We start from the raw sequence: 12,326 nt of genomic DNA on the forward strand, positions 1-12,326 counted from the left end.
AAAGTTGAGTCGAAGTGGCCAAGCACAAATCGATGCCTGGAAGAAGTTAGGCAACCTTGATCCAATTAGCCTTGGTCGCCAAAGTGACCTTGTTAACCAAACTGTCAAGGCTGGGCAGACGGCAATCGCTCAGGCTAAAACCAATGGTGATGTTGACCGAGCTCTGATTGCGGCCTTAAATCAGTTGAAGAAGATTGCCCAACCAGACCTAATCACTGCTGCTCAACCAGCAACAGAAGCCAACCGTGCAGTTGCTAGCACTAAGTTGGGTCAGGCTGGTCAGGACCGCATTAACGGCTGGACCAAGGTTGACCACCTGGACCCAATTAGCCTCGGCCACCAAAATGACCTGGTCAACCAGGCTGTAAACCAGGGTCAAGCCGCAATTAAGCAGGCTCAGACTAAGGGAACAGTCGACAAGGCACTCATCAAAGCCTTAGCTGACTTAGCAAAAATTGCCCAGCCAGACCTGTCCTTTGACTACCAGCCAGCAACAGAAGCTAGCAAGCAAGGCGTCCGGCAGAGGCTGACTGACTTGGTTGCCGACCGGCGAAGTCAATTTAGCCAAATTGCCCATGTTGATTTGGCCAGCTTAACGATCCAAGTTAACCTCTTGGACCAGGCGTTGCATACTGGTTTAGGCCAAGTTGATGGGGCTCGGACAAATGGTGACTTGACTCAGGTTGAAGTACAGGCTACGGCCGCAATTAATGCAGTTCAGGAACCAACTTTACTAGCTGATTTCCAACCAGCCAGCTCAGCCCAAAAAAACCAGGCTCAAGTAGTTTTGACCAAGCAGGCAGACCTTCAAAATGAAAAATATGCCGCGGTCTATGGCGTTAACCAAGCTAGTCTTGGTTACCACCAAGGTGAAGTTGCTTTGACTTTGGCCAAAAACAAGATTGCCATTAACCAGGCACAGACAGTTGGTGATTTGTCTGACCGCTTGGGTACCAGCCTTGACCAACTCGATAATGTTGGTATTCCAGATGTGGATAAGGCCCACCAGCCAGCTAGTGCTGATGAAATTGCCAAGGGAGAAGCTAAGATTGCGGAAGTAGTCGCAGCGAAGAACCAGAAAATTCAAGCGGTTAGGGGTGCAAACCCACGTGAGGTGGAGCAAGCCCAAGAACAAGTGGCAGAAATTCAAGCCAGTGGCTTGGCTGACCTTGATGAAGTCAGCATTAATGGTGATATTGATGAAGTAGTTGCGAATACGACTGTTGCTATTCAAGCTGTTTCGGACCCAGAAACACCATGGATTTACCAAGTACCTAGTCCAGCAGAACGGGCCCAGGCGAAGACACGACTTAGTCAAGGAGCCATGGCCAAAAAAGTTAATTTGGCAGCGGTTATTGGCCATGATAGCCAATCGCTTGAGATACAAGAAGCTCAAGTTGACCAAATTATGCAAAAGACGATGACCGCCATCGACCAAGCACCAACTCACTTGGACCTGGTCTTTGTGACCACTGATGGGCTTAATGAAATTAATGCGGTTGGTGCCCCAGACTTGATGCGGTCATTCCAATCGGTTGACCAGAAGGTTATCGACCAAGCCAAGGAAGAAATTCAAAAGGCTGGAGACGATGCAAAAAAGAAATTTGGCCAAATTCCTGGAGTGAATAGCGATAGTCTAGCTCAACAAATGAAGGCCATTGATGCCATTGTCCAAAAAATCAAGAACTTGATTGACCAAGCACGAACTCAGGGGGATGTTGATCAGGCGGTAAAAATCGGGCATGAAGACCTAGATAAGGTTCCCGTACCGAATACTAATCCAACCCCAATACCAGGACACGATGACCAACCAACGCCAAAGAAGGATACCAATAATGGTGGTGAGGATAGTCAACGTCCAGGATCTACCCCAGGGAAAGTTAACCCAGGTACTAGCACCAACCAGGACCAAGGTCAAGTTGGTGTGCCAGTAGCGACTGAATCAATCTCAGCTCAACCAGAATTAGAACAAGATGGTTTGTCAATGGAGAATGATACTAACCAAAATCAAAACCAAACCCAGAATTCTGTCTTGCCTCAAACAAGTCGGGTTATGAAGACCATTTTCCAGTGGGCTTTGGCTGCGGCAATTGTTATTTGGAGCGCCTTAACCATTGTCTTTAAGCGAATTGAGAAAAAACGTAAGAACCAGAAGGAAGAAGACTAAGCAGCTTGTTTAATCACAAGTAATTTATTCCAAATGAAAGAGCCTCCCAGGCTGTCTGTGACTAAGACGGTCAGGGAGGCTTTTTTAGAACAAAATTTATGAAAAGTTTAAAATGGGTTTTATTTTTGCGAAAGTGCTGTGCTATAATTGATGCTTAATAACATTTTCGAAGGGAGTAGCATACCAAAATTTTGGTATGCACATAACCGTCTATGCCAGCAGTATTTATGCGTCGTGCCCAAGCTCGTGATATTGATGAAATTGTCACTATTTTACAGACTGCTAAAGGGTATTTAAAGGAACAGGGGATTGATCAGTGGCAGGCTGATTATCCCAATAAAGAATCAGTGCAAGCCGACTTAGATGCTCACCGTGGTTTTGTTTTGATGGTTGATGAGGATGTCGCTGGTTATGCGGCCGCCTTTGAGGGAGAAGACCCACTCTATACTGCCATCACCGAAGGTGCCTGGGTTCACAGTGGGCACGAACACGACTATGCCTCATTACATCGGGTGGCCATGTCTGACAAGTTCCGTGGACAACGGTTGTCAGCTCGGTTTATGACCTCTTTGATTTCTTATTTCTATGCCCAGGGGGCCCGTGATTTTCGGATTGATACCCACCCAGGTAACTTACCAATGCAAAAAGTCATTGCTAATAATGGCTTTGAAAAGCGCGGGGTTGTGCATATGGAAGAAGCTGACCATATCTCAACAGCACGTTGGGCTTACCAATTAATCATTAAAGACTAAAATAAAAACTGTCGAAGTAAGTGGCTGTAGAATCAGTCCATTATTTTGACAGTTTTTTGTTGGTTGTAATTTTGATTTAAGTTCTTAAACCTATAATTGAGGCCAGGTTAAGCCTTTTTCAGGGCTTGGAGGGCCAGATGATGAGGGCCAAGATTTTGCTTTTCGGGTACCCAGGTAAAAAACGTGGTGGCCGGATTGGGGAGTAGGTTCAAAATCAAATCAACTTCTTTTTGGTAGTTTTTAGCATAGCCTTTTTGTAAGGAAGCAACAAGAATTTTAGAATCTGAGAGAACTTCTAAAAGACCATCGGCCTTCAGTTGGTCTTGGTAGTTTGATAGGGCCCAAATTAAGGCTAGAAATTCAGCCTGGTGGTTATCGATGCAAGTGTCTAAGATTGTTTTGTCTTGGTCTTGCTGGCCATTTTGTTTTAGGACCAGGCCAGCACTGGCCTGATGGGTATCGTGTTGAAAGGCGGCGTCAATTGCTAAATGAATCACGAGATTAACCTCACATCGTTTTTCTTTCCCCCTAACAATACCAGAACCTGGTCTAAAATGGTAAAATAAGAGATGTTTAGATAATTTTAAGGAGATTTTTAATGGCTGTTACACGAGGCTTTTATCAGCCGGTGACCGATGGATCAAGAATTTATTGGATTTTATGGTTTTCGGCACTGTTAATGAGTCCAATTCGGGCTTGTGAATTATTTTATAATATTGATTTTAGTTGGGGTGCCTACACGGTTTTAATTTTAGCAATTGGAATTTTGACTCATTACCGACGCCAAATGGAGTTGTCAGGGTCAGTTTTGACCATGACCTTTGTGGGTCGGAAAAAGGCCCAAACCCTTGACCTAGCAGGTGAAGGCGTTCAATTTTCAGTTAATAAGCGCAAACTCACTGTCGACCAAGCTGGTCAGGTGAGGGTTTACCACTTGAGCAAAAAAATAGCACAAGCGGTGAAAGGATTAGCCTAATGGCAGATGCCCAGACAATTGTAATAACCGCAGACCAGGCCGGTGGCCGGCTTGATGCTGTGTTAAGTCAGGCTGACTTAACATATTCACGGTCAGCCTTGGCAAACTTGATTAAGGCCGGTTGTGTTTTAGTTAACGGTCAAACCGTTAAGCGGTCATATGTGGTCAAAGAAGCTGATGAAATTGTCATCACACCACCAGAAACTAAAGAAACAGCCCTGGAGGCAGAAAATATTCCCTTGGATATCGTCTATGAAGATGACGACCTCTTAGTAGTGAATAAGCCCCAGGGGATGGTTGTCCATCCGGCTCCCGGTCATCCGGGCGGTACCTTGGTAAATGCCTTGCTTTACCACGCCCCATTGTCAACAATTAATGGTGAGTTCCGCCCGGGAATTGTTCACCGAATTGACCGTGATACTTCGGGCTTGTTAATGGTTGCTAAAAATGATGCCGCTCACCAAGCTTTGGCTGCGGAATTAAAGGCTCATAAGACTCAACGGATTTATTACGCCCTAGTTCGTGGGAACTTTACAGAAAATGAAGGCACAATTGATGCACCATTAGGTCGGCACCCCAAAGATAGACAAAAGCAGGCTGTCATCGCTGGTGGCCGAGAGGCCGTGACCCACTTTAAGGTGGTTGAACGGTTCCAAGGTTATACACTCTTGGAATTAGCCCTCGAAACTGGCCGGACCCATCAAATCCGGGTTCATTTGGCCTATATTGGCCATCCAGTAATTGGTGACAATGTTTACGGTCACCAAGACAAAATCTTAAATATTAAGTTACCAGGACAGTTGCTCCATGCTAAGACTTTGGTCTTAACACAACCACAAACCCAAGAAACACTGCGGTTTGACTCCGAATTACCGGCGATTTTCCAACAGGTCCTAACCGGCCTGCGGGTTGAAGATAGCAAATTTGATAACCAGTAACCGTATTGAAGCGCTTTGAAAGGAACAGACATGGCAAATAAAGTCGTTTTAGACTCAGACTCAATGCAACGAGCCCTCACGCGAATCACTTATGAAATTTTGGAACGCAATAAGGGTGGCCAAAATTTGATTTTAGTTGGGATTAAGACCCGTGGGGAATACCTGGCCCACCGGATTGCTGACCGACTAGAGCAATTGGAACAAGTTCAGATTCCAGTGATGGCAATTGATGTAACCAACTATCGTGATGATCACTTGGATAGTCATGATGATTTGGGATTGGACTCTGCTGAAAAGTTGAACATTGCCAACCAAAATATTGTTTTGGTTGACGATGTTTTGTTTACCGGTCGAACAACTCGGGCAGCTTTGGATGCATTGATTCAAATTGGTCGCCCTCAGGCAATTGCCTTGGCGGTCTTGGTCGATAGAGGACACCGAGAGTTACCAATTCGGGCTGATTTTGTTGGGAAAAATATTCCAACGGCCCAAAATGAGAAAATTAAAGTTAAGGTCAAGGAATTCGATGGAGAAGATTCCGTCGAAATTGAGCACTAAAAGGATTTTTATTGCGGACTGGCTCGGCCAGTGTTGATTTTAATTTGAAGTAGACAACAGTCAGTGAGAAGGAGTCTTATGGAACGACACCTAATCTTAGAAGATGGGACAGTTTTTTCAGGTCAAGGCTTTGGCGCCCCAGCCACAACGTTTGGCGAAATCATTTTTGATACGGCCATGTCAGGCTACCAAGAGACAATCACCAACCCAATTTATGATGGGCAAATGATTGTTTTTGCCATGCCTGTTGTTGGCGCTGATGGAATTCACGCTGAGGCCTATGAGTCCACCACCCCCAAAATTCGCGGTGTAATTGTCCATGATCTGGCGGAGGTTTCGACCAACCGGCAACGGCGGATGAACCTAGACCGGTTTTTGCAACACCATAATATTCCTGGTCTTTACGAGGTTGATACACGGAAATTGATCCGTCATCTGCGTGAAACTGGCCCACAAAAAGCGACGATTGTTGATGTGGTTGATGATCATGCGGTTGATCAATTGGTGGCAACGGTTTTGACCAATAAGCAGGTCCAAAATACGGCGACACCAAAGGCCTATGCCAATCCTGGCCGTGGCTTTCATATTATTGTGATTGATTTTGGCTTGAAACATGGTATTTTACGAGTCTTAGGTGACTATGACGCCAATGTCACGGTCTTACCCTTTACGACTACGGTTGACGAAGTTTTGACTCTTGATCCGGATGGCATTATTTTGTCAACTGGACCAGGAAATCCCAAGGACCTACCAGATGAAGTTTCGACCCTTGTCCGGGTGTTGCAGACCAAGGTGCCTTTACTGGGACTAGGTTTGGGACATGAATTATTAGCCCTGGCGAATGGGGCGGGGGTCAAGGCCCTACCGGCTGAATATCACGGGATGAACCATCCGATTCAAGAAATCATTTCACAAAGTATCTTCTATGCTCGACAGGGGCGGGGTTATGTGATTGATGAAGAGTCCCTTGATTCCAAGAAGCTCTTTGTAACTCACCGTGACCTCGTTGACGGGTCAATTCAAGGAATTCGTTTACGGAATTATCCGGCCTTTTCAGTTCAGTTTTTCCCTGATGGTGCCCCGGGACCATTGGAAGCCAACGGCATTTTTGCCGATTTTTTTGAAACGGTAGCGGATTATGTACAAAAAAATAGTTGAAAAACCAATTGAAAATATTTTATTTATCGGTGGTGGTGAAACTGATTTTGGCCTGCAAGGTGAAAGCGATGCGGCCATTTACCAAGTTCTACCCATCTTAAATAGTCTAGGTTATACCACCTCGGTTATTGATGATAACCCATATTCGTTAGCGATTGAATCGCCAGCGACGACGGGTTTCTTGCGTCCTTTGACTGTTGAAAACGTCAAAGCGGTACTGGCCGAACAAAACATTGATGCCGTCTTGCCAACCTTTGGTGGAACGCGGGCCTTACGCCTCTGGGACCAGGTCTTAGCAGAATGGCGTCCAGAAAATGGCCCAGTTCCAACTAGTTTAGGACTAAAGCCCAGCCAACTCCATCAAGTTAATGATGGCCGGTTACTCTTTGATCGCATCATTGATGCCGGATTGAATGTCACAGCATCTGCGGTGGTCAAAAACCAAGAAGAGGCAAGTGAGTTGTTGCGGGAAATGGAACTGCCGTTGGTCGTTCGAGCCCATCAGCCAATTCAAACAACCACTCGACAGATAATTGACCGACTTGATGACTTTGACCAAGTCGTTAGCCAAGTTATGGGGCAGTCTTTGACCCACGAAGTGTCGATCGCTAAGGCTATTAATGGCTTAAAGGAAATTTCTGTCTTGGTTCTTCGTGACCGTGACGGTAATTGTTTAAAGGTCGGTTCTTCTGAAGACATGGACCCAATTGGTATCCACAGTGCCGATTCTTTGTCAGTTGCACCGGTGTTAACGGTGTCTGACCAAGTTTTGCAGCAGATGAGAGCCCAGTCCTTTTTGATTGCCAACTTGCTCGGCTTACAGGGGGTCTTACATGTTCAATTTGCCTTTAACGAGAAAACGGGTGATATTTATGTGATTAAGGTGTCGCCATACCTCGATCAGCTGACGAATAGGATGGCCGTTATGACCGGATATCCGGTCATGCTTGTGGCTGCCCAACTGGCAGTTGGCAAGCTATTAACAGAAGTAGTTTTGCCGAACGCCTTTCATGCCAAAACCGCCATTATGGAACCAGTGATGGATCATATTGTTGTTAAATTACCGGTCTTTTCTTTTGGTGATATGGAGGCCACTGGTACTCAGGTAAGTCGGCAATTGAATTCGGTTCAAAAGTCAGTTGGATCTGCCCTAGGATTTGGTCGAACTTTTGTGGAAGCGATGGAAAAGGCCATTCGGTCAGCCCATTTTAACAACCGTTCGTTTGCTCCCAAGTACATGGCGGATGTTTCCGACGATGAATTAATCCAACAATTGATTCATCCTCAGGATAATCGCGTATTACTTTTGATTGAAGCTTTGCGACGTGGTTATGAAGTTGATGAACTCGCTGAATTAACGAATATTGATGAATTTTATTTTTATCAATTAAAGCGTCTATTAGCAATTGAACTTTCTGTTGACCAACAACCTGGCGATGCTGAAGCATTAAAGATGGCAAAAAAATCTGGCCTGTCGGACGGCCTATTAGCCCGTTTTTGGCGGACCGATTTTCAATCAATTCGACAATTGGCTCGGGCTAATGACATCATTCCAACCTACAAGGCTTTGGAACCGTCAGCCGGTGAATTTCCGGAGCATGCCCGCCAATTTTTTGCGACCTTTGAAGAGGAAAATGAATCGAATCCAGTCTGTGACCGGTCGGTTGTGATTATCGGTCCTGGTGCCTTTCGAATGGGGGATGGTGCTTCGGCTGGTTATATGACCAGCGTCACTTTATCCGAATTACACCGGTTGAAGTATAAGACCATTATCATGAATAACAATGCGGCTGATCCGACCCTCTTGCCTCATTTATCGGATAAGCAGTATTTGGAGCCATTGGAAACGTCTGACGTTATGTCGGTGATTGATCGTGAAAATCCGCATGCGGTCCTAGTCCCAGGAAACCGCAAGAAATTGATTGCGGCCTTAGAGGATTTAGGACAAAATGTGATTGTCTTTCCAAAAGAAAAGCATCACCCAGCTGGTCCAGAATTTAGTCAATCTGAATTTGTCTTGAACCTTTTTTACGATGGAAAAGACAAGTTTCCGCTTATTATTTTCCAACATCAGCCGGGGCAAATTCGCTTGCTAGACCAAGAAATCAATCCAAACTTTTTGGCTGGTTTAGACCTGCAGAGTCCTGGACTTTACCAGGTAATTTGGCGGGTTGATATTAATCAGTGGGTTAGTCAGGTTGATTTGCCAAACTTATCAATTGATACCTGGTTGCGACCAATGCCGTATGGGCACATTGCCTATTTGACTAAGGTCTTGAAAATGCCGCTAGGTCGAATGGTCGTCCGAGCTTGGATTGGTCAATTAAACGCCGCTGACCGGCAACTTTTGGCCGAAGTAAATACGAATCCTAATTTTGAACGTTTAGCCTTAATGGCTAGTGCAACGGATTATGCCTTGCATTGGAAACCTGATCATTGGGTCGATACAACACGGTTTGAAATGGGAGCCCGGATTGCCCCCTATGCAGATGAGGAGGGGTAATGGCTAAGAGTAATCAATACGATACGTTAATTTTATATGGTCTCATGCTAACGGAAAATAAATCTGGTCAGTATGAAGTTAAGAAGGGGGCTCAGCCCCATCCTTGGCGGATTGGCAAGCACACTAAGGGGCAGGTAAAAGGCCCAGGTCAAATCTTTTTGACCGAGCAAAATCAGCGGGTAGCCTTAGTTGAGACTGCCCCCTTGCCCTTTAAAAAACGCCATGACTACCAACCAATGGGTCGGTTTACAAGTGAACAGGTTTCACTGACTGACTTATTATAAAATTAAAAGAACTCCACGAAAAATTTCGTGGAGTTCTTTTTGGTTGCAAAGTTAGTTTAAATCGTATTTACGATTGACGTTGAAGTAGAAGAGCAGGCTGTTAGCCGCGACAATGATAGCCGAGATAATGAAAATGGCCCGGTAGTCAAAGACGGAAGCAATGGCGACACCTAACATTGGTCCCATGACGGAACCGATTGACTGGAAGGATTGATTATAAGAAAAGATACGTGAAACCATTCCTTCTGGTGCTGCCCGTGTTAAGAGGCTCTGAATTGCTGGTAACATCGTTGAATCGGAAATACCGACCACAAAACGTAAGGCCACCAGCATAACAACTGAAGTAACAAAGGCTGTTGGAACAAATGCCAGGATGGCAATTAAGAAGCCAACCTGAATCATGTACTTAGTTCCAATGCGGTCTCCGAGACGACCAAAGACAGGCGCGAAGATTACGGTTGCCAAACCAGGCATAGCCGCGACCACACCAGCGATAAAGGTAACGTTATGGCCGTTATGGACGACTTCGCGGACAAAGAGCGAAACGATTGGGTTGATAGACATATTGACAGTCTGAATTAACATCGTGGTGATGAAAATTGAAACCAGCAAAGACTTTTTTGGTAGTGTTTTCCAAGTGATTGGCGTCCCGGTCTCACTGACTTTTGGAGCGGCCATTGGGCGTTCTTCAATCAAAAACCAAATGAAGAAAAAGACAATCAAGAGAATGAAACCGGTCAAATGGAAGAGCGTTTGATAGGAAACGACTTCGGCCATGGCACCTCCGAAGAGGGGACCAATCAGCTGTCCACCGGTAAAGCCGGTCACGACAATGCCTAGAGACCGGCCGACGTGGTCCTTGGGTGTTTGGGTTGCAACTAGGGCGTTAGCGTTTGAAACAAACCCACCTAGGGCTCCCTGGGTGGCTCGCAAGGCGAGGAGTTCCCAGACGTTTTGAGTAAAGCCCATCAAAAAGAGGGTAATAGCAAGTCCTAAGGCAGCCCGCATCATCATTAATTTGCGGCCCTTTTTATCGGCAATTTTTCCCCAAATGGGTGAAACGATGGCTGAAACTAAGAAATTGACTGCGAAGGCAGCACCAGAGTAAAAAGTTAGCTCTGTTTTAGAAAAGTGCCCCAGGGTATCGATGTACAGGGACATGAATGGTAAAATTTCAGAAAAAGCAACGCCGGTCATAAAGACGGCAAACCAGACGATCCAGACGTTACGTTTCCAGTTGATTTCAGATTGGTTATCGGTCATTGAAACCTCCTTGACGATAAAAGCTATTGATACACAAGAGCTTAGTTTACTCTTTTTCCGACAGAAATAAAGGCGGTAAAGGTATCATTTTGATTAAGATTGACATAAAAAATCAATTTCACTGTGAAAACAGTCCTATCAGACGGTTCTGAGAGTAATTGGCTTGTCCCATTACCTAAAGTACACTATAATAGAAATTACCTTAAAGCATTAACAATAAAAAGACAAGCTTTGTCTTTTTTTATTATCATCCCAGGCGACTTGCTGGGCTATTTTTAGTATAGGAAGGTCTCGAAACGATGACTAAATACAAAGAATACACCGCTAATGAAGTATTAGAAATGGTCCAGGCTTACCTCCCCAGTGATCAGGTTACCCAAGTCCAAGCCGCCTACGATTGGGCTAAAAACCTCCATGCAAAGCAAAAGCGTCGGTCAGGGGAACCTTACATTGTTCACCCCATTCAAGTTGCCGGAATCTTAGCTGAATTGAAAATGGATGGACCAACGGTCGTTGCCGGCTTCTTGCACGATATCGTTGAGGATACACCCGTTGATTTGAACGATGTGACCGAACACTTTGATCCAGTCGTGACACGGATTGTTGACGGCGTCACCAAAATTTCCAAGATTAAATACCAAGATTCCAAGGTCCAATTAGCGGAAAACCATCGTAAGCTCTTGTTAGCGATGGCTAAGGATATTCGGGTTATCATTGTTAAATTAGCGGACCGCTTGCATAACATGCGGACCCTTGATGCCTTAAGACCAGAAAAGCAACGCCGAATTGCCAACGAAACCTTATCGATTTATGCTCCCTTAGCTGATCGGTTAGGAATTTCGGCAATTAAGTGGGAATTGGAAGATTTGTCATTGGCTGTTTTGGAGCCAGACGCCTACCACAAGATTGCTGGTTTGATGGATATGAAACGCGAAGAGCGGATTAAGTCAATCCAAGAGGCTGTGGACAAGCTGAATGAAAGTATTGAAGAATTAGGTCTAGAAAACGTTCTTGTTTATGGCCGTCCTAAGCATATCTACTCGATTTATCGGAAATTGGTTGATAAGCATAAGTCCTTTGAAGAAATTTACGACTTGTCTGCAATCCGGGTGTTGACGAACTCGATTCCGGATACTTATGCTGTTTTGGGAGCAATTCACGCCCACTGGACACCAATTCCGGGTCGGTTTAAGGACTATATTGCCTTGCCTAAACCCAACGGCTACCAATCACTTCATACAACGGTGATTGGCCCCTCAGGCCGGCCACTAGAAGTGCAAATTCGAACCCACGCCATGCACCAAGTGGCTGAATATGGGGTTGCGGCGCACTGGGCTTATAAGCAGCACGGTGGGACGTCGAATGAATCAGCGGATGTTGAAGACCAAAGCGAAAAGGCTTTGAATGTCATCCAAGGAATCTTGGAATTACAAGAATCGGCGACCGATGCTCAGGACTTCATGGATTCCGTTCAGGCAGATTTGTTTGTTGACAGAGTTTATGCTTTTTCACCGGCTGGCGACGTTTATGAATTACCTCGGGGAGCCAGTCCATTGGATATGGCCTTTGCCATCCACTCAAATGTTGGAACTCGAACGACCGGGGCTAAGGCTAACGGTCGAATTGTGCCCTTGGATTATAAAATACAAAATGGAGATATCCTTGAGATTTTGACAAGCCCCAATGCGACCCCATCACGAGATTGGCTCGACTTGGTTTCCACTCGG

At 45.4% G+C, this 12,326-nt stretch carries 11 protein-coding genes; 9 read left to right on the forward strand and 2 right to left on the reverse strand.

Annotation, left to right across the window (positions count from 1 at the left end; all coding sequences use genetic code 11):
* Both AOQ29_RS05615 and AOQ29_RS05620 read left to right on the forward strand, forming a co-directional pair.
* Positions 1-2,167: DUF1542 domain-containing protein (locus AOQ29_RS05615; RefSeq protein ID WP_158530757.1), on the forward strand; the 2,167-nt coding region annotated here is incomplete at its 5' end.
* Positions 2,168-2,394: 227 nt separating this feature from the next.
* A complete protein-coding gene (locus AOQ29_RS05620) occupies positions 2,395-2,919 on the forward strand; it encodes a GNAT family N-acetyltransferase (protein ID WP_083989344.1) in 525 nt (174 codons plus the stop codon).
* Between the two features lie 107 nt (positions 2,920-3,026).
* Here AOQ29_RS05620 and AOQ29_RS05625 read toward each other — a convergent pair whose 3' ends face one another.
* Positions 3,027-3,416, reverse strand: coding sequence for a reverse transcriptase-like protein (locus tag AOQ29_RS05625; RefSeq protein WP_061993525.1), 390 nt, complete (start codon positions 3,414-3,416; stop codon positions 3,027-3,029).
* Positions 3,417-3,517: 101 nt separating this feature from the next.
* Here AOQ29_RS05625 and AOQ29_RS05630 point away from each other — a divergent pair, with 101 nt between their 5' ends.
* From AOQ29_RS05630 to AOQ29_RS05655, 6 genes are all read left to right on the forward strand, one after another.
* Positions 3,518-3,895 (forward strand): hypothetical protein, encoded by a 378-nt coding sequence (locus AOQ29_RS05630; protein WP_061993526.1) that lies wholly within the window; start codon positions 3,518-3,520, stop codon positions 3,893-3,895.
* Positions 3,895-4,833 (forward strand): RluA family pseudouridine synthase, encoded by a 939-nt coding sequence (locus AOQ29_RS05635; protein ID WP_061993527.1) that lies wholly within the window; start codon positions 3,895-3,897, stop codon positions 4,831-4,833. Before AOQ29_RS05630 ends, AOQ29_RS05635 begins: the two co-directional genes overlap by 1 nt.
* A 30-nt stretch (positions 4,834-4,863) precedes the next feature.
* Positions 4,864-5,391 carry a bifunctional pyr operon transcriptional regulator/uracil phosphoribosyltransferase PyrR gene (pyrR, locus tag AOQ29_RS05640; RefSeq protein ID WP_061993528.1) on the forward strand — a complete coding sequence of 176 codons (528 nt, stop codon included), beginning with the start codon at positions 4,864-4,866 and terminating at the stop codon, positions 5,389-5,391.
* A gap of 78 nt (positions 5,392-5,469) precedes the next feature.
* On the forward strand, positions 5,470-6,549 hold the full coding sequence (locus AOQ29_RS05645) for a carbamoyl phosphate synthase small subunit (RefSeq protein ID WP_061993529.1): 1,080 nt from the start codon (positions 5,470-5,472) through the stop codon (positions 6,547-6,549).
* Positions 6,530-9,052, forward strand: a complete 2,523-nt coding sequence (locus AOQ29_RS05650) for a carbamoyl phosphate synthase preATP-grasp domain-containing protein (RefSeq protein WP_061993530.1) — start codon at positions 6,530-6,532, stop codon at positions 9,050-9,052. The genes AOQ29_RS05645 and AOQ29_RS05650 overlap by 20 nt, the downstream gene beginning before the upstream one ends.
* Positions 9,052-9,336 (forward strand): DUF7671 family protein, encoded by a 285-nt coding sequence (locus AOQ29_RS05655; protein ID WP_061993531.1) that lies wholly within the window; start codon positions 9,052-9,054, stop codon positions 9,334-9,336. Before AOQ29_RS05650 ends, AOQ29_RS05655 begins: the two co-directional genes overlap by 1 nt.
* Positions 9,337-9,387: 51 nt before the next feature.
* On the opposite strand, the gene AOQ29_RS05660 is transcribed toward AOQ29_RS05655, so the two are convergent.
* Positions 9,388-10,599, reverse strand: a complete 1,212-nt coding sequence (locus AOQ29_RS05660) for an MFS transporter (RefSeq protein WP_061993532.1) — start codon at positions 10,597-10,599, stop codon at positions 9,388-9,390.
* A 299-nt stretch (positions 10,600-10,898) separates the two neighbouring features.
* Between AOQ29_RS05660 and AOQ29_RS08135 the strand changes: the two genes are divergently transcribed.
* Positions 10,899-12,326: RelA/SpoT family protein (locus AOQ29_RS08135; RefSeq protein ID WP_242977408.1), on the forward strand; the 1,428-nt coding region annotated here is incomplete at its 3' end.

The organism is Fructobacillus ficulneus (genome assembly GCF_001047075.2).
Taxonomy (GTDB): domain Bacteria; phylum Bacillota; class Bacilli; order Lactobacillales; family Lactobacillaceae; genus Fructobacillus; species Fructobacillus ficulneus.